22 protein-coding genes are annotated in these 16,508 nt (G+C 60.1%); all 22 read right to left on the reverse strand.

Translation table 11 applies throughout. The annotated features are described in order from the left end of the window. Nucleotides 1-118: 118 nt before the first annotated feature. Nucleotides 119-1,378 carry a UDP-N-acetylglucosamine 1-carboxyvinyltransferase gene (gene murA, locus MOTHE_RS11815; protein ID WP_011393852.1) on the reverse strand — a complete coding sequence of 420 codons (1,260 nt, stop codon included), beginning with the start codon at nt 1,376-1,378 and terminating at the stop codon, nt 119-121. Nucleotides 1,379-1,439: 61 nt separating this feature from the next. Continuing rightward, a complete protein-coding gene (locus MOTHE_RS11820) occupies nt 1,440-2,309 on the reverse strand; it encodes a YwmB family TATA-box binding protein (protein WP_011393853.1) in 870 nt (289 codons plus the stop codon). A gap of 67 nt (nt 2,310-2,376) precedes the next feature. Next, a complete protein-coding gene (locus MOTHE_RS11825; protein ID WP_053095160.1) occupies nt 2,377-2,781 on the reverse strand; it encodes a F0F1 ATP synthase subunit epsilon in 405 nt (134 codons plus the stop codon). Further along, nucleotides 2,782-4,170 (reverse strand): F0F1 ATP synthase subunit beta, encoded by a 1,389-nt coding sequence (gene atpD / locus MOTHE_RS11830; protein ID WP_053095161.1) that lies wholly within the window; start codon nt 4,168-4,170, stop codon nt 2,782-2,784. Nucleotides 4,171-4,184: 14 nt separating this feature from the next. After that, nucleotides 4,185-5,033 (reverse strand): ATP synthase F1 subunit gamma, encoded by an 849-nt coding sequence (gene atpG, locus MOTHE_RS11835; protein WP_011393856.1) that lies wholly within the window; start codon nt 5,031-5,033, stop codon nt 4,185-4,187. A 14-nt stretch (nt 5,034-5,047) separates the two neighbouring features. Further along, the gene (gene atpA / locus MOTHE_RS11840; protein ID WP_011393857.1) at nt 5,048-6,571 is read right to left on the reverse strand and encodes a F0F1 ATP synthase subunit alpha; all 1,524 of its coding nucleotides are present in this window, start codon (nt 6,569-6,571) and stop codon (nt 5,048-5,050) included. 46 nt (nt 6,572-6,617) lie between these two features. Further along, nucleotides 6,618-7,154: an ATP synthase F1 subunit delta gene (gene atpH, locus MOTHE_RS11845; protein WP_053095162.1), complete on the reverse strand. Its 537-nt coding sequence runs from the start codon at nt 7,152-7,154 to the stop codon at nt 6,618-6,620. Continuing rightward, nucleotides 7,151-7,657: a F0F1 ATP synthase subunit B gene (gene atpF / locus MOTHE_RS11850; RefSeq protein WP_011393859.1), complete on the reverse strand. Its 507-nt coding sequence runs from the start codon at nt 7,655-7,657 to the stop codon at nt 7,151-7,153. Before atpF ends, atpH begins: the two co-directional genes overlap by 4 nt. 85 nt (nt 7,658-7,742) lie before the next feature. Next, entirely contained in the window at nt 7,743-7,967 is a 225-nt protein-coding gene (atpE, locus tag MOTHE_RS11855) for an ATP synthase F0 subunit C (protein WP_011393860.1), read from the reverse strand. Nucleotides 7,968-8,060: 93 nt separating this feature from the next. Next, nucleotides 8,061-8,744: a F0F1 ATP synthase subunit A gene (gene atpB, locus MOTHE_RS11860; RefSeq protein WP_201776962.1), complete on the reverse strand. Its 684-nt coding sequence runs from the start codon at nt 8,742-8,744 to the stop codon at nt 8,061-8,063. Then, the gene (locus MOTHE_RS11865; RefSeq protein WP_011393862.1) at nt 8,695-9,117 is read right to left on the reverse strand and encodes a hypothetical protein; all 423 of its coding nucleotides are present in this window, start codon (nt 9,115-9,117) and stop codon (nt 8,695-8,697) included. The genes atpB and MOTHE_RS11865 overlap by 50 nt, the downstream gene beginning before the upstream one ends. Beyond that, nucleotides 9,089-9,361 (reverse strand): AtpZ/AtpI family protein, encoded by a 273-nt coding sequence (locus tag MOTHE_RS11870; protein ID WP_011393863.1) that lies wholly within the window; start codon nt 9,359-9,361, stop codon nt 9,089-9,091. The genes MOTHE_RS11865 and MOTHE_RS11870 overlap by 29 nt, the downstream gene beginning before the upstream one ends. Before the next feature lie 100 nt (nt 9,362-9,461). Further along, nucleotides 9,462-10,637, reverse strand: coding sequence for a non-hydrolyzing UDP-N-acetylglucosamine 2-epimerase (gene wecB, locus MOTHE_RS11875; RefSeq protein WP_011393864.1), 1,176 nt, complete (start codon nt 10,635-10,637; stop codon nt 9,462-9,464). 31 nt (nt 10,638-10,668) lie between these two features. After that, a complete protein-coding gene (locus tag MOTHE_RS11880) occupies nt 10,669-10,977 on the reverse strand; it encodes a MazG-like family protein (protein ID WP_011393865.1) in 309 nt (102 codons plus the stop codon). A gap of 120 nt (nt 10,978-11,097) precedes the next feature. After that, a complete protein-coding gene (locus tag MOTHE_RS11885) occupies nt 11,098-11,505 on the reverse strand; it encodes a deoxycytidylate deaminase (RefSeq protein ID WP_011393866.1) in 408 nt (135 codons plus the stop codon). A 198-nt stretch (nt 11,506-11,703) separates the two neighbouring features. Further along, the gene (gene glyA / locus MOTHE_RS11890; protein ID WP_422879655.1) at nt 11,704-12,948 is read right to left on the reverse strand and encodes a serine hydroxymethyltransferase; all 1,245 of its coding nucleotides are present in this window, start codon (nt 12,946-12,948) and stop codon (nt 11,704-11,706) included. 29 nt (nt 12,949-12,977) lie between these two features. Beyond that, nucleotides 12,978-13,529: a TIGR01440 family protein gene (locus MOTHE_RS11895; RefSeq protein ID WP_011393868.1), complete on the reverse strand. Its 552-nt coding sequence runs from the start codon at nt 13,527-13,529 to the stop codon at nt 12,978-12,980. Nucleotides 13,530-13,545: 16 nt separating this feature from the next. Then, nucleotides 13,546-14,037 carry a ribose 5-phosphate isomerase B gene (gene rpiB / locus MOTHE_RS11900; protein WP_053095283.1) on the reverse strand — a complete coding sequence of 164 codons (492 nt, stop codon included), beginning with the start codon at nt 14,035-14,037 and terminating at the stop codon, nt 13,546-13,548. Between the two features lie 83 nt (nt 14,038-14,120). Continuing rightward, on the reverse strand, nt 14,121-14,807 hold the full coding sequence (locus MOTHE_RS13735; RefSeq protein WP_011393870.1) for a low molecular weight protein arginine phosphatase: 687 nt from the start codon (nt 14,805-14,807) through the stop codon (nt 14,121-14,123). A 4-nt stretch (nt 14,808-14,811) separates the two neighbouring features. Then, a complete protein-coding gene (locus tag MOTHE_RS11910; protein WP_053095165.1) occupies nt 14,812-15,255 on the reverse strand; it encodes a manganese efflux pump in 444 nt (147 codons plus the stop codon). Beyond that, the gene (locus tag MOTHE_RS13965) at nt 15,153-15,395 is read right to left on the reverse strand and encodes a hypothetical protein (protein ID WP_236683251.1); all 243 of its coding nucleotides are present in this window, start codon (nt 15,393-15,395) and stop codon (nt 15,153-15,155) included. The genes MOTHE_RS11910 and MOTHE_RS13965 overlap by 103 nt, the downstream gene beginning before the upstream one ends. A gap of 16 nt (nt 15,396-15,411) precedes the next feature. Further along, entirely contained in the window at nt 15,412-16,470 is a 1,059-nt protein-coding gene (locus MOTHE_RS11915) for an L-threonylcarbamoyladenylate synthase (RefSeq protein ID WP_011393872.1), read from the reverse strand. Nucleotides 16,471-16,508 lie beyond the last annotated feature (38 nt).

Below are 16,508 nucleotides of genomic sequence, written 5' to 3' on the forward strand. Positions count from 1 at the left end.
GCCGGTAGTTTTCACCAACTGTCATGTCCATATATATATGAAGGCTTGGCCAAAAAAAGACCGCCCCGGGCGAGGCGGTAGAATACGAAAACTGACAGGCTGACCCATGAGAGGCTCTCTAAATTTCTGTTCTGATAACTTCAGCGCCCAGGGCCTGGAGCTTGCCGACCAGGTTTTCGTAGCCGCGGTCAATATGGTGGACGCAGGAGATGGTTGTTTCTCCCTCAGCCATGAGGCCGGCAATGACCAGGGCCGCCCCGGCCCGCAGGTCGGTAGCCTTGACGGGCGCCCCGATGAGCTTGCTCTTGCCTTTAATCACGGCGCAATGGCCTTCTATGACTATATCGGCCCCCATGCGTTTCAGCTCGTTGACGTGCATAAAGCGGTTTTCAAAGACGGTCTCTGTGACCATGCTGCTCCCCCGGGCGGTGGTCAGGAGGGCCATGAACTGGGCCTGCATGTCCGTCGGGAAGCCGGGATAGGGCATGGTCTTGATGTCAACTGCCTTTAAGGGTAGATCGGCCCGCACCCGAATGCCGCCCTCTTCCTCTTCCAGCCGGGCGCCGGTTTCGGCCAGTTTGGCCATGACCGCCTTCAGGTGGGTGGGGATTACATTTTCCACCAAAACATCCCCGCCGGTGGCGGCGGCGGCAATCATAAAGGTGCCGGCTTCAACCCGGTCGGGGATAACGGCATGACGGCTGCCGTGGAGTTCCTTTACCCCCTCGATTTTGATAACCCTGGTCCCGGCGCCTGTGACCCGGCCGCCCATGGCGTTGATGAAGTTGGCCAGGTCAACGATCTCCGGTTCGCCGGCGGCGTTTTCGATGGTGGTAGTCCCCTCGGCCAGGGCGGCGGCCATCATGATATTCTCCGTCGCTCCGACACTGGGGAAATCCAGGTATACCTGGGCTCCCTTCAGGCGGCTGCCAGCCTCGGCCTCAACGTTACCTTTATTAACAGTAATCTTGGCCCCCAGGGCGGCCATACCCTTCAGGTGCAGGTCAATGGGTCGGGCACCGATGGCGCACCCTCCCGGCAGAGAAACCTTTACCCGCCCAAAACGGGCCAAGAGGGGGCCCATGACCAGAAAGGAGGCCCGCATGCGGCGGACGTATTCGTAGGGGGGTTCCACCTTTTCTAAAAAGCCGGAACTGATGCGCAGGCCATTTATCCCCTCAGGATAAACCCTGGCGCCCAGTTCACCGATGACTCCGCACATGGTATCAACATCAGCCAGCCGGGGGATATCTTCCAGATAGCACTCGTCACCAGTCAGCAGGCAGGCCGCAATAATCGGCAGGACGGCATTCTTGGAGCCGCTGATGGCCACTCGGCCACGCAACCGCGCCCGGCCCTGAATAGCTATAGCCTCCAATTTCCCTAGCCCCTTTTAATTTTTCGTCTCTATAGTCAAGGTTTATTATAACATGGTTTTTTTAGTACTCGCCACCTAAAAGGGGTGAGCCGAGGTGTAAATATGTGTTCCCATCGGTAGCATGAAAGCGCAGGGCAACATTGACGTTTACTTCGAGGCCGCCGGCAACAGCCAGGGAACGGGGCAGGCGGGCCGAGTAGGCGCTGATGCTCAGGAGTTCCTCATCCTCGACTCCTTCTACTTTTTTAGCTTCCAGGGCCGCCAGGACGGCCCCGGCCCGCTGCTCCCGCTCTGTTCTGGTAAGCTTGCCGGGAATTACACCAGTGAGGCCATAGGTCAGGTGAGGGTCAACCTGCCAGGGCCGGAAGGCCGCCCGCACCTTCTCCTGCCAGGCGACCGTCTCCCCTTCCCCGTGCCGGGGTTCACCATCCAGTTCGATTAAAAGGTAGGTCTCACCGTCGTCGCCGGCCCCGGCCAGGCTCTGAACGGAGAGGTAGAGCTTTACCCCCGGCTGCAGTTCCCCTTCCCAGGAGGCGCCATGAAATTTCTCCGTATCCTGGCGATGCAAACCGGCCTCCGGATCAAGACCCAGGCTGCCCGCTGCCTGCCGGGCCAGGCCAGCGACTGTTCCCGCGTCGCTAAAGCTGGTGTTTAAACGTCCCCAGGCTTCCAGATGCATGCTTTCCAGGCGGGCGCCGCTGGCGTTGAAAGCAGCAAATAACAGGCGCGGGGTTGTATCATCTCCGGAGGCGGCCGGAACCGGCGGGTCCTTCTTAGCCGCGGAAACCGCTGCAGCTGTCAGGGGCTTCCGGGCCGCCCGCGGCAGGAAGTTGTGGCCGACGGCCAGACCCGTCACCAGACTGAGGAGCAATAAGGTCAGGAGGAGGGTTTTAAAAGTAACTTTATTGCTATAAAAACGTGACCGGAACAAATGAAAAGCCCCCTTGCAGGAATAGTGTTATTCCTATTCTTGCCAGGGGACTGGAAAAATAGACTACTTAAATAGCTCCGGCGGCCTTCAAGCGGGCTACGGCTCGCCGCAGGGCGGCCTCGGCCCTGGCGACGTCCAGGCCCGGGGGGCGCTCCCGCAAGCGCCGCTCGGCCCGCTCCCGCGCCTGCCGGGCCCGTTCGACGTCGATCTCTTCCAACCGTTCGGCTGTATCGGCCAGGATAATTACCCGGTCCGGGCCGGCTTCCAGGAAACCGCCGGAAACAGCCACACGTTCCTCCGCTCTCTCCCGCCGGCGGCAGGTGACGACCCCGGCCTGGAGGGGAGTGATCAAAGGGGCGTGCTCCGGTAGGACACCCAGGTAGCCCTGGATACCTGGAGCTATGACGCTGGCGGCTTCCGCCTGCAGGACCACCCGCTCGGGAGTTATGATCTCCAGGTTGAGGGAGGCCATCTACATCAACTCCTGGCCCTTCTTGACGGCTTCGTCGATGGTCCCGACCATATAGAAGGCCTGCTCGGGGAGGTTGTCGTGGCGGCCCTCCAGGATCTCTTTGAAACCGCGAATGGTTTCCTTCAGGGGCACATAAACCCCGGGCTGGCCGGTAAAAGCCTCGGCTACGTGGAAGGGCTGGGAGAGGAAACGCTGGATCTTGCGTGCCCGGGCAACTATGAGTTTATCTTCTTCGGACAGCTCATCCATTCCCAGGATGGCGATAATGTCCTGAAGTTCTTTATAACGCTGCAGTACCTGCTGGACGCCCCGGGCCACCTGGTAGTGCTCTTCTCCCAGGACGCGCGGGTCCAGGATACGGGAGGTGGAGTCCAGGAGGTCGACGGCCGGGTAGATGCCCAGCTCAGCGATCTGCCGGGACAGAACCGTGGTGGCGTCCAGATGGGCGAAGGTCGTCGCCGGGGCCGGGTCGGTCAGGTCGTCGGCCGGCACATAGATAGCTTGCACGGAGGTGATGGAACCCTTTTTCGTGGAGGTAATCCGTTCCTGCAGGGCCCCCATCTCTGTGGCCAGGGTGGGCTGATAACCCACCGCCGAGGGCATCCGGCCCAGGAGGGCGGAAACCTCGGAACCGGCCTGCACGAAGCGAAAGATATTGTCGATGAAGAGGAGAACGTCCTGGCCCTCGGCGTCCCGGAAGTACTCGGCCATAGTCAGGCCTGTAAGACCCACCCGCAGGCGGGCACCCGGGGGTTCGTTCATCTGGCCAAAGACCAGGGCCGTCTTTTCGAGAACCCCGGATTCCTTCATCTCCAGGTAGAGGTCGTTACCCTCGCGGGTACGCTCGCCCACGCCGCTGAAGACGGAAAAGCCGCCGTGTTCATAGGCGATGTTGCGGATGAGTTCCATGATGAGGACCGTCTTGCCGACCCCGGCGCCGCCGAAGAGGCCGATCTTGCCGCCCTTGGCGTAGGGCGCCAGGAGGTCGACCACCTTGATGCCAGTCTCCAGGACCTCGGTAGAAGGCTGTTGCTCTTCAAAGGAGGGCGCCGGCCGGTGAATGGGCAGCCTCTCGGTGGTTTCTACCGGTCCCTGGTTGTCAATGGGTTCTCCCAGGACGTTAAAGAGCCGTCCCAGGGTAGCCCGGCCTACCGGTACGGTGATTGGCTGGCCGGTGTCAACGGCCTTCATCCCTCGCTGCAGGCCGTCGGTCGAGGAGAGGGCCACACAGCGGACGGTGTTGTTGCCCAGGTGCTGCATGGCCTCCATGGTTATATTAATCTTATCGGTTTTAATGGTGATGGCGTTATACAGGTCGGGCAGCCGGTCGCTGGCGAATTCGACGTCAACCACCGGGCCAATAACCTGGACCACCTGTCCTTCGTTCAAACTTGTCCCCTCCTTTACTTCAAAGCATCTGCCCCGGCGACGATCTCCACGATCTCGTTGGTGATGGCCGCCTGGCGGGCGCGGTTGAAGGATAGGGTGAATTTGTCAATCATCTCGGCAGCATTCTTGGTGGCGTTATCCATGGCCGTCATCCGGGCGCCGTGCTCGCTGGCCTTGGCCTCCAGGAGGGCCCGGTAGACCTTGATCTCGCAGTACCGGGGCAGGAGGACCCGCAGGACGGCCTCCGGTGAGGGTTCATAGATATAATCGCCGGTATCCTTCTTTTCCCGGGGGGTAGCGATGGGCAGCAACCGCTCAACCATGGGTACCTGGCGGATGGCCGAATAGAAACGGGTATAGATCAGGTTAACCTCGTCCAGGGTACCCTCCAGGTACATGGTCACCAGCTGGCGGGCCAGTTCCCGGGCCTGGATGAGTTCCGGGTTATCGCCTATGTCGGTGAAGGATTTGACTATCTCCACCGGCCGGCGGCGGAAAAAGTCCCGGCCCTTGCGGCCCACGGCTACCAGGGCAGCGGGACGGCCTTCCTCCCGCAGGCGTTCCTCCGTCAGCCGGATGAGGTTGGCGTTATAACCCCCGGCCAGGCCCCGGTCAGCGGTTATCAGGACATAGCCGGCTTTTTTTACCTCCCGGGTGGCGGCCAGGGGCTGGGTTTCCGGATCCACGGCCGCCATCAGGCGTCCCACGACTTCCTCCAGCTTGGCGGCATAGGGCCGGGCTGCCGTGACCTGGGCCTGGGCCTTGCGCAGCTTGGCGGCAGCTACCATCTTCATGGCCCTGGTAATATGCTGGGTACTCTGGACACTGCGGATGCGGCGCTTCAGGTCACGCATGTGGGCCATGCCGGCTCACCACCTTATGATTCTCCGGCAGCGGTAAAGCTGCCTTTGAAGTCTTCAATGCTCTTTTTCAGTTGTTCCTGGAGGTTATCGTCCAGCTGGCGTTTTTCGCGGATGCCGGCCAGGACCTCAGGCCTCTCGTTGCGGAGGAAGCGCAGGAAGTCCTTTTCAAAGGCGCGCACCCGGGCTACAGGCAGGTCGTCCAGGAAGCCATTGACGGCAGCATAGAGGACGACCACCTGTTCTTCGACGGGCATGGGTTGGTACTGGTCTTGTTTCAAAATCTCCATCATGCGCTCGCCCCGGGCCAATCTCGCCTGGGTGGCTTTATCCAGGTCGGAACCGAACTGGGCGAAGGCCGCCAGCTCGCGGTACTGGGCCAGGTCCAGGCGCAGGCGGCCGGCCACCTGTTTCATGGCCTTGATCTGGGCGGCGCCGCCCACCCGGGATACCGAGAGGCCGACGTTAATGGCCGGACGCTGGCCGGCATAGAAGAGATCAGACTCCAGGAAGATCTGGCCGTCGGTGATGGAGATAACATTGGTCGGAATGTAAGCGGAGACATCGCCAGCCTGGGTCTCAATGACCGGCAGGGCAGTGAGGGAACCGCCACCCAGGGAGTCGTTCAGGCGGGCGGCCCGCTCCAGCAACCGGGAGTGGAGATAGAAGACATCCCCGGGGTAAGCCTCACGGCCCGGCGGCCGCCGCAGAAGCAGGGAGAGTTCCCGGTAGGCTGCTGCGTGCTTGGAAAGGTCGTCATAAACGCAGAGAACGTCCCGGTGCTGCTCATACATAAAGTATTCGCCCATGGTGCAGCCGGCGTAGGGGGCAATGTAGAGCATGGGCGCCGGTTCGCTGGCTGTAGCCATAACGACGATGGTATATTCCATAGCTCCGGCCTCTTCCAGACGCTGGACTACGCCCGCCACTGTAGAAGCCTTCTGGCCGATGGCCACATAGATGCAGATAACGTTCTGCCCCTTTTGGTTGATGATGGTGTCCACGGCAATGGCCGTCTTCCCCGTCTGGCGGTCACCGATAATCAGCTCCCGCTGACCGCGGCCGATGGGGACCATGGAGTCAATGGCCTTGAGGCCCGTTTGTAAGGGAGTATTGACCGGCTGGCGGTAGACCACGCCCGGCGCCGGGGATTCCACCGGGCGGAATTTATCCGTCTGGATAGGCCCCTTGCCGTCTATGGGCTGGCCCATGGCGTTGACCACCCGGCCGATGAGGGCTTCGCCCACCGGCACCTCGACAATACGCCCGGTACGTTTGACCTGGTCGCCCTCTTTGATATGGGTATAGGGACCGAGGATAACGGCGCCGACGTTATCTTCTTCCAGGTTCAGGACCATGCCATAGATATCGCCGGGGAACTCCAGCAGCTCGCCGGCCATGGCCCGGTCCAGGCCGTAGATGCGGGCGATACCGTCACCGACCTGGGTAACGGTTCCCACCTCGGCCATTTCTACTTCCAGCTGGTATTGTTCAATCTGGTTCTTTAAAATACTGGTTATCTCGTCGGGTCGAATGCTCAAATCTACCTTTCACCCCTTCGCCCTGTCCGATTTTTCTGTCGTTCTCTCAAGCCCGTTTCAGGTGTTCACCCAGGAGTTCCAGCTTTTTCTTGACGCTGACATCCAGGACGCGGTCCCCCAGGCGGATGACCACCCCGCCGATTAACTCCGGGTTGACCCGGCTGGAGAGTCGGATATTCCTCCTGGTAATTCCGGCCAGGCGTTCCTTCAGGCCAGCCAGGATATCCTCCCGCAGGGTAATGGCCGAGGTGACCTCCACGGGCAGGATGTTTTCGGCCTGGTCCACCAGGCGGCGGAACTGGGCGGCCATCTCCGGCAGCGCCCGCTCCCGGCCCTTGGCCAGGACCAGGTGGAGGAAGTTCTTTAAGAGCGGGTTAATGTCGGGAAAGATGGTATCGATGAGTTTCTGTTTCTCCCGCACGGGGATCAACTGGTGGTAGAGTACCCGGCGGAAGTCACTGTTTTCAGCCAGGGTACGGCTGACCTCCTCCAGGCCGTTGGCAAATTCGCCGGCTGTACCCTGCTCCCGGGCAATATTAAAAAGGGCGCGGGCATAGCGCCTGGCTACGTTCTGCTCACTCATTGCAGTCGCTCCACCTCGGCAATGGCTTCCCGGGCCAGCCGTTCCTGGTCATCGGGAGTCAGGGAACGCTCCAGGACCTTGCCGGCTGCCAGGATCGCCAAGCTGGCGGCTTCGCTGCGAATGGCTGCCAGGGCCTTGCTCTTCTCACCCTCAATCTCCCTCCGGGCCTGTGCCAGGGTCCGTTCGGCTTCTTCCCGGGCCCGGTTAATAATCTCCGCCCGGGTTTCTTCGGCCATCTTCGTAGCCCTGTCCAGGATGGCCTGGGCTTCCTGGCGGGCGCCCTGGAGCTGTTGCCGGTATTCGGCGAGGATGTTTTCCGCCTTTTCCCTGGCTGCCGCCGCGTCGTTCAGGTTGCCCTCAATCCTGGCCTCGCGGTCGGCCAGGACCTTGCCCAGGGGCTTATACAGGAATACATACAGTAACCCCATAACCACAAGCAAATTTAAGGTCTGAAATAAAAAGGTCCAGGGATTAAAATTCAGGGCCTGGAAAATCGCCTGCAAAGCTTCACCCTCCTTTCGCTCTTCCCCATAGGACAGGGGCGAATAAGACCGCCTGCCGCCGTCCTATTCGCCCGCAACCTGAACCTTAGAGTTTGGTCCACATGAGGATTGCAATAACGAAAGAGAAGAGCGTTAAGGCTTCCATAAAGGCCAGGGCCAGGAGCAGGGTCGTCCGGATGTCACCGCTGGCCTCCGGCTGGCGGGCCATACCCTCCAGCGCTCCCCGGGAAGCAATACCCTGGCCAAGGCCCGAACCCAAAGCTGCCAGGCCTATAGCCAGGCCGACACCGATAAAACCTATTGTTGCCATATGTCTCCTCCTTTGAAAATATAAAACTCAGTTTAAGAAAAAGCCCTTTGGGCTATACAACCTGTTTTTACCCATGCTAACGTTTACAGCCACTCAGTGCCCGTGGACAAAGTTGGCGATATAGGTAATAGTCAACAGGGTAAATACAAAAGCCTGGATGGTACCCATCAGAACCCCCAGAAGCATAATGGGGGTCGGCAACAGGAAGGGTATCATCAGAAATAAAATGGTAACCACCATCTCTTCGCCAAACAAATTGCCGAAAAGACGGAGGGAAAGGGATACCGGTTTGACCAGTTCTTCGATAACGTTTAAAGGAAAAAGAAATGGCGCCGGCTGGAAAAAATGGCAGATGTACCCCCGCAGCCCCAGTTTGCGGATGCCGAAAATCTGGACCAGGATAATGGTCGTCACCGCAAAGGCCGCCGTGGTGGAGAGGTCCATGGTAGGCGGTTTCATCCCCGGGATAAACCATGATAGATTCAGGCTTAAAATAAAGATAAAGAGGGTAGCAACCAGAGGGAGATAACGCCGCCCTTCTTTGCCTATGATTTCTTCCAGGAGCCCGTAGAAGAACTCCAGGAACATCTCCAGGACATGCTGGGCCCCCCGCGGGATAAAACTGAGTTTCCTGGTCGCCAGGAAGATCCCGGCCAGCAGCAGGATCATAATAATCCAGGTGTTGACCACCGTAGAATAGATGGGGATAGGTCCCAGGTGAAAGATTTCAACCGGGCGGACATGGGTCATGATCTCGCCCAGAGCCCGAAGTCCCAACTTTCTTCCCCTCCTTTCTCAGGATAATCAGGGCTGCCTGGCCCATGTAAGCGGCGACCTGGAGGAACAGGCCCGCCAGCACACCAAAGAGTAACTCGATGCCCTTTAGAACGGCCAGGGTCAACAGGGTTAAAGCCACGCCGGTTCTGATTAGCGAACGAAACATCAGCCGGTTATGGGCGTCGATGGGGTGCAGGTTGTCTTCGTTCCTCGCGGCCGCCAGTTGCCACCGCAGTAACAGGAGCGAAGCCATCAAGCCGACCACCAGGCCGGCAACAAAAAGGTAATAGCCCGCAACCCCACCGGACATTACGCCCACGGCGGCCAATGCCAGCATCCATCTTTCAATGGGGCTTACCTTTATCCTGAGCATCGGTCTCCCTGTTTTTTAAATCTTTCTCCAGGGCCCGCAGTTCACTAAAGATACTGTGGAAGCCAGTACCGATGCCCAGCAGGACGCCGGCCAGCATCAGCCAGGGAGAAGTGCCCAGGCGCCGGTCCAACCAGCTCCCCCCGTAAAAACCGAGGAGAACCCCTGCCGTCAGGGTTATGCCGAAGGAAAAAGCCATATTGGTATACCTGGCATAATCCCAGTAATTGCGTTTTTTTGCAGCCATTGATGTTAAGTTGCTGCCCGGAGGAAAATTTTATACCTTTTTCCTGTTACCTGTCTTTATTTATTCTCCTTTGATGTCGATAATCCTGCTTGTGAAAAATTTATTTTTGTCCGGTTGCCCCCAAGGGTTGAAATTCCTGGGGCCGGGCAACAGTCATTCCGAAGTAATGGCGGAGGGCGCTGCGAATGCGCCGGGAGGCCTGGCCGTCACCATAAGGGTTGACGGCGTGGGCCATTTGCAGGTAAGCCTGCCTGTCAGTCAGGAGTTCCTCCGCCGCCGCCAGGATGTCACGGTAGGCGGTGCCCACCAGGCGGACGGTGCCGGCGGCTACGGCTTCCGGCCGTTCCGTAACCTCCCGCAGGACCAGCACGGGCTTGCCCAGGGCCGGGGCTTCTTCCTGCAGGCCGCCGGAATCCGTCAGGACCAGATAGGCTCGGTTCATGAGGTTGACAAAGGGCTCGTAATCAAGGGGTTCGATTAAATAAACCCGCTCCTGGCCGCCGAGGACCTCCCGGGCCAGTTGCCGGACCCGCGGGTTATAGTGAACGGGAAAAATCAGGGCTGTGTCGGGATGGCGCCGGATTAAATCCCGCAGAGCCGTAAAGATCTCCTTAAGGGGTTCGCCCCAGTTCTCCCGCCGGTGGGCCGTCACCAGGATGACCCGCTTTTCCCGTAAGTCCAGCCCCGCCAGGCCGTGGTCTCCAAACTGGTATTCTTCCCGGATGGTGGCTTTTAAGGCGTCGATGACCGTGTTACCGGTGACATAGATATGCTCCGGAGCTATGCCTTCGCGGAGGAGATTGTCCCGGGCCTTGGCTGTGGGCGCGAAGTGGATGTCGGTCAGTACCCCGGCCAGGCGGCGATTCATTTCCTCGGGAAAGGGGGCATAGCGGTCGCCGGTCCTTAGGCCCGCCTCGACATGGCCGACGGGTATCTGCTGGTAAAAGGCCGCCAGGGCGGCGACAAAGGTGGTGGTGGTGTCGCCGTGGACCAGGACCAGGTCCGGGCGGGCCTCTTTGAGAACCCCGGCCAGGCCGGTCAGGGCCCTGGTGGTAATCTCCTCCAGGGTCTGGCGTGGCCGCATAATATCCAGGTCGTAATCGGGTTTGATATGGAAGAGGCGCAGGACCTGGTCGAGCATCTCTCGATGCTGGGCCGTGACTGCCACCAGACAGGTAAACTCCTCGGGGTGGAGATTGAGTTCTTTGACCACCGGGGCCATCTTAATAGCCTCGGGCCTGGTGCCGAAGACGGTGAGTATCTTATAAGGCGGCATGGGTTACCTCCAGTGCTGGGTCTTAAGCTTTTTATTTTATATAACCCTTGGCCCGAAGTTTGGCGATATGCTCCTCCAGGGCCTGCTGGATGTCGACGCCGTACTGTTCCTCCAGGACGAACATCAGGGAAACGGCCGTCTGGGCTACATCCAGAAGTTCACGGGTGATGGCTGTCCGGACTGCTGCGGCATCTACATGGACCTGCTCGCCGCTCAGGCCCCGCAGCTTGCCGATGGCCTGGGCCAGCTCGCCGGCTTCTTCCATGAGCTTCAGGGCTGTAGATTCCATGGTGGGCGTCAGGTTGTCCAATCTGGGCAGGGCGATGATCTTCTGCTCCAAAGTTCCTTCCCCCTTGGACTGCCCTTTATTATACCATAACAAAGCATAACAACGGAGGAGGGATGCGAACATTCTTCAGCCAGGGTTGGCACTATTTTTTATAGTCAGGACAACTACCCTTTACCGGGGCAGATGGACGATTTCGATCCCTGCTTCCAGGAGCCAGTCGTGGTTGACATGATAGGGCCGGGCATAGACGAGTCTTTTGATGCCGGACTGGACGATGACCAGGGCACACCTCTCGCAGGGGTAGTCGGTGACATACATGGTCGCCCCCTGCCGTTCCTCCGGCGAGCACTCCAGGAGGGCGTTGATCTCGGCGTGGATGGTACGCAGGCAGTGCTCGCCCTCCATGAGGCAGCCGACCTCCAGGCAGTGGGGCAGGCCGTGGGGGGCGCCATTATAGCCGGTGCCTTTGATGCGCTTGTCTTTTACCACCACGGCACCTACAGCCAGCCGGTTGCAGGTACTCCGGCTGGCTACCTGGAAGGCAATGTCCAGAAAGTATTCGTCCCACTCTTTACGCATAAACTAATCCCTCGCGTACAGGCTTCCGATCCCACGGCGCCCGGAGTAGACCCGATACATGATTGAGACCGGCCCCGGTCGGTGAGACCTGTCCCGTTTGCGCGTTTCCTGATTTAATTTAGCATAAATTATCGTTTCCGGCCAGTGTTTTTTATTGAAAAGCCCTCCCGCAATTGTCCTTCCGGGAGGGCTTTTTGTTTAGTCGAGCTCCTGGTAGAGGGGGAAGGCCCGGCAGAGTTCGGCGACGATACCCCTGGCTTCCTCCAGTTTCTTCTCATCCGGACCGTAGGAGAGGGCCAGGTCGATGGCCCGGGCCACCTGGACCATGGCGTCGGCGTCCATGCCCCGGGAGGTCAGAGCGGCCGTTCCCAGGCGGATGCCGCTGGTTACGCTGGGCTTCTGCGGGTCGAAGGGGATGGTGTTCTTGTTGACGGTAATCTGGACCGAGGCCAGGATATCTTCGGCCTCCCGGCCGGTTATATTCTTATTGCGTAGGTCGACGAGCATTAGGTGGTTGTCGGTACCGCCGGAAACCAGGTTAAATCCGTAGCCCATGAGGGCGTCGGCCAGGGTACGGGCATTGGTAACTATTTGCTCCTGGTAACGTTTGAACTCCGGCAGCATGGCCTCCTTTAAGGCCACAGCCTTGGCGGCGATGACGTGCATCAGGGGACCGCCCTGGACACCGGGGAAGACGGCCTTATCGATATCCCGGGCGTATTCCCTGGTGGTCAGGATAATCCCACCCCGCGGACCGCGCATGGTCTTATGGGTGGTGGTGGTCACGAAGTGGGCGTAGGGTACCGGGTTGGGATGGATACCGGCGGCCACCAGTCCGGCGATATGGGCCATATCCACCATCAGCAGGGCGCCGACCTCGTCGGCAATCTCGCGGAAACGGGCAAAGTCGATTACCCGCGGGTAGGCGCTGGCCCCGGCGACGATCAGTCTGGGCCGCTCCTCACGGGCGATGCGGGCTACGGCGTCATAGTCAATACGGCCGGTTTTGGCATCGACGCCGTAGAAACAGAAGTTATAGTATTTGCCGGAAAGGCTTACCGGGCTACCGTGGGTCAAATGGCCGCCGTGGGCCAGGTTCATGCCCAGGGCCTTATCGCCCGGGTTCAGAACGGCCAGGTAGACGGCGGTGTTGGCCTGGCTGCCGGAATGGGGCTGGACATTGGCGTGCTCGGCCCCGAAGAGGGCTTTGGCCCTTTCCCGGGCCAAGTTTTCGACTACGTCGGCCCATTCACAACCGCCATAATAGCGTTTGCCGGGATACCCTTCGGCGTATTTATTGGTCAGGACGCAGCTATAGGCCTCCATGACGGCCTGGCTGACGAAGTTCTCTGAGGCGATTAGTTCCAGGTGGGTCCGCTGGCGTTGAAGCTCGCCCCTGACGGCGGCTACTATTTCGGGATCAACCTTGGCTACTGTTTCCAGGTTCATTTGGTAAAGGCCTCCTTCGAAAATTACTTATATACTGCCCGCTGGCCGCCGATTAAGGGGGGCCGCGTCCGGGCTGCAGTTACCGGCGCTGCGCCGATGGTCTTGATGGCCAGGCGGACGGGCACGGCCACCGGCCGCAGGTGCATGCCAATAAGGGTGGAACCGATATCCAGGCCGGCATGGGCCTGGGCCAGGAGGGAGGCCACTACTACCGGCCGGTGCAGGGAGGCATAGGCGGCCGTAGCCAGGGATCCTCCGGCCTTTGGAGCCGGTACGACCGTAACTACGGGCAGGTTATAAAGGCTGGCGGCACCGGCCTCGATGACCAGGGCCCGATTCAGGTGCTCGCAACACTGGGCGGCCAGATAGACCTGGGCCCGGTTGGTTGCTGCCAGGAGGCCTGCTACTACAGCCTGTCCTATTTCCAGGGAGGAGGCGGTGCCGATGGACCGGCCCGTTATCTCGCTGGTGCTGCAGCCCACTACCAGGATCTGCCCCGGTTGCAGGCCGGCTACATTAAGCAATTCTTCCGCCGCAGCTTGAACGGTTGCCGTCACATCCTGCCATTCAGCCATAATTTTTCCCCCCTGTCTACTTCCCGTCATGGCAACAGGGTACAACAACCCGGTCTTCCCGGCCCCGGTACTGGTCTTCAATGGCGCTGATCTTCTGAACCCGGCGGGCATGACGGCCGCCGCTGAATTCGGCCTTTAACCAGGTATCAACAATCTCCAGGGCCAAACCGGGACCGATAACCCGTTCCCCCAGGGTCAGGATGTTGGCGTCATTATGCTCCCGCGCCGCCCGGGCAGAAAAGGTATCATGGCACAGGGCGGCCCGGATACCCGGTACCTTATTGGCGGCGATACAGACGCCGATGCCCGTGCCGCAGCACAAGATGCCGCGATCATACTCGCCGCTGGCGACGGCAGCCGCTACTTTATGGGCATAATCTGGATAATCGACGGATTCGGCATTGTAGGTGCCGAAGTCGTGATTGGCAATCCCCTGCCGGTTCAGGTAGTCTTTAATCGCCATCTTCAGGTGAAAACCGCCATGATCGCTACCCAGAGCTACGCGCAATTTCACTTCATCTCTCCCCCATAATATTAAACCATACTTAAATGTTCGCCACAATTAACCGGAATCCTGCTCTGCTGTCAAACTTATTTTTTCTCTTGTGAAAATTTCCTCAGCGCCTGTCTAATAAGCCGCTCCAGTTCCCTGGCTGTTGCCCGGTAAACCTCCAGGGGCTGGCCGAAGGGATCGGCTATATCCCGGCTGGCTCCTGCCTGGATGCGAGCCAATTCCTCCAGCAGGGGTTTTAGGCTGGCCGTCAGCTCTGCCTCCAGCTGCTGCCACCTGGTTTTCTTCTCCTGGCTCAAAGCTCCGTCGCCGGCTTCCCGGTATAGCTCCTCCAGTTCCTGGCGGTGAGCAGCGGCAAACTCCTGTTCCCTGGCAGCTATCTCCCCCGCCAGTTTCAGGCGCCGCCGCGCCATGGCCGGGTCTTCAGGACCCTGCACGTATTCCTTGAGGGTATAAGTTTTACCCCTGGCCTCAGGGTAGTCCCGGAGTATCCTTTCCCTGTGCTCCGCTGTCATGGTCAGGATAAGATCGGCGTCCCTGACTGTGGCCGCCGTCAACTGCCGGGCGCGATGGCTGCTAAGGTCCAGGCCCATCTCAGCCAGGGCCTGGACGGCTTCCGGTGTGGCCGGGTCTCCTTCCCTGGCTGCCAGGCCAGCTGAACTGATGGTTACGTCCAGGCCGCGCTCCTTAGCCAGTTTTGCGGCTATGGCTGCCGCCATACTGCTCCGGCAGGTATTTCCAGTGCAGACAAAAAGAATCCCAGGCATCAGGTTAGACCCCCACTAGCATCTTCAGGCCAATGGCCACCAGGATCAGGCCACCGGCAAGCTCGGCCCGGTTTCCGAAGAAGGAACCCAGGCGCCGGCCTGCCAGAAGCCCCAAGGCCGTCATGGTAGCGGCAATAAAGCCCATGGTCAGAACCGTCAGGGGGACGTTAACGCTAATGGCCCCCAGGCCAAAGCCAACGCTTAAGGCATCCAGGCTGACGCTGCCGGCCATGAAGAGGATGGCCATGACCCCGCCGAGGACGCCCCCCCGACCCGGAATGACCCGGAGCACCTGCCCCACCATGCTTCCGCCCTGCCGCCGGTTGTTATAGGCCTCCCAGAGCATCAGGGTACCCATGGTTGCCAGGACCAGGGCACCGATGATGGCTGCCACCTTACCCAGGAGCCGGCCCAGGAGCAACCCCAGGTACAGGCCCGCCAGGGGCATGAAGATGTGAAAAAGGCCGACGGTACCGGCAAAAAGCCAAGCCTGCCGGCCCCGGAACCCCCCAGGGCCAGGCCGGTAGCCAGGGAAAAGGCATCCGTCCCCAGGGCGACGGCTACCAGGATAAGACCCAACGGCTCCATATAAGTATTTTCCTCCTTACGCCCGGATAATGCGGTTGGCCGCCGATTTACGCAACCGGTTCATGATGGCCAGGCCGATGCCTTCCTCCTTAACGGTTTCCGCCAGGATGATGTCGGCATGGTGACGGTCACAGTTTCTTAAAGCGCCAAAAAGGTTGGCGGCGATGGTTTCCGGCTGGCGGCGACTGCCCAGGACCTCCAGGTAATCGGGCCGGGGTTCGTCCTGGTAGAATGGCGCTGTCTCGCTGGTCGCCAGGACGGCCACCCGCCGGCCGCGGCGCTGCCAGGCCGCCACCAGAGCCCGTACCCTGGCCACCACCCGCTCCAGATCGCCGGTAACCAGGAAGACCTCCCCCGCCGGGGCGTAGTGCTTGTATTTCATCCCCGGTGCTTTAGGGTGTTCCACCTGCTGGCCTTTGACGGCCGGGTCAATGGCTACTTTCCCCAGCACCGCCTGCAGTTCTTCATAGGTGATGCCACCCGGCCGCAGGATAGTTGGCACCGGGGAGGTCAGATCGAGGACGGTGGATTCTACCCCCACGGTGGACGGACCGCCGTCTATTACAGCGTCTATTTTACCCCGCAAATCGCGCAGGACGTGCTGGCCGGTGGTGGGGCTGGGGCGTCCCGAGGTATTGGCGCTGGGAGCGGCGATGGGGAGGCGGGTCGCCCGGATGAGGGCCTGGGCCACCGGGTGGGAAGGCATGCGGAGGCCTACAGTATCCAGGCCGGCGGTAACCTCGTCAGGGATCAGGTCGCTGCGCGGCATGATCAGGGTGAGGGGACCGGGCCAGAAGCGCTGCATGAGGAGGGTAGCCCGGGGCGGCAGGTAGGCCACCAGGTCCTGGACATCCTGGAAACTGGCTATATGAACGATCAGGGGGTTGTCAGCCGGGCGCCCCTTGGCCCGGAAGATGCGGCGCACCGCCCGCCCGTCCAGGGCGTTGGCTCCCAGGCCGTAGACGGTCTCCGTGGGGAAGGCCACCACCCCGCCCCGGGCCAGGATTTTGGCTGCCAGGCGGATCTTGTGCAGTTCCGGTACCAGGGGATTGATTTTTAAGTATTTGGTCCGCATACCTACAGACACCCATTTCACCTCTATGTTTCCCGCTC

This window comes from Moorella thermoacetica (assembly GCF_001267405.1).
GTDB classification, from domain to species: Bacteria; Bacillota; DSM-521; order Neomoorellales; family Neomoorellaceae; genus Neomoorella; species Neomoorella thermoacetica.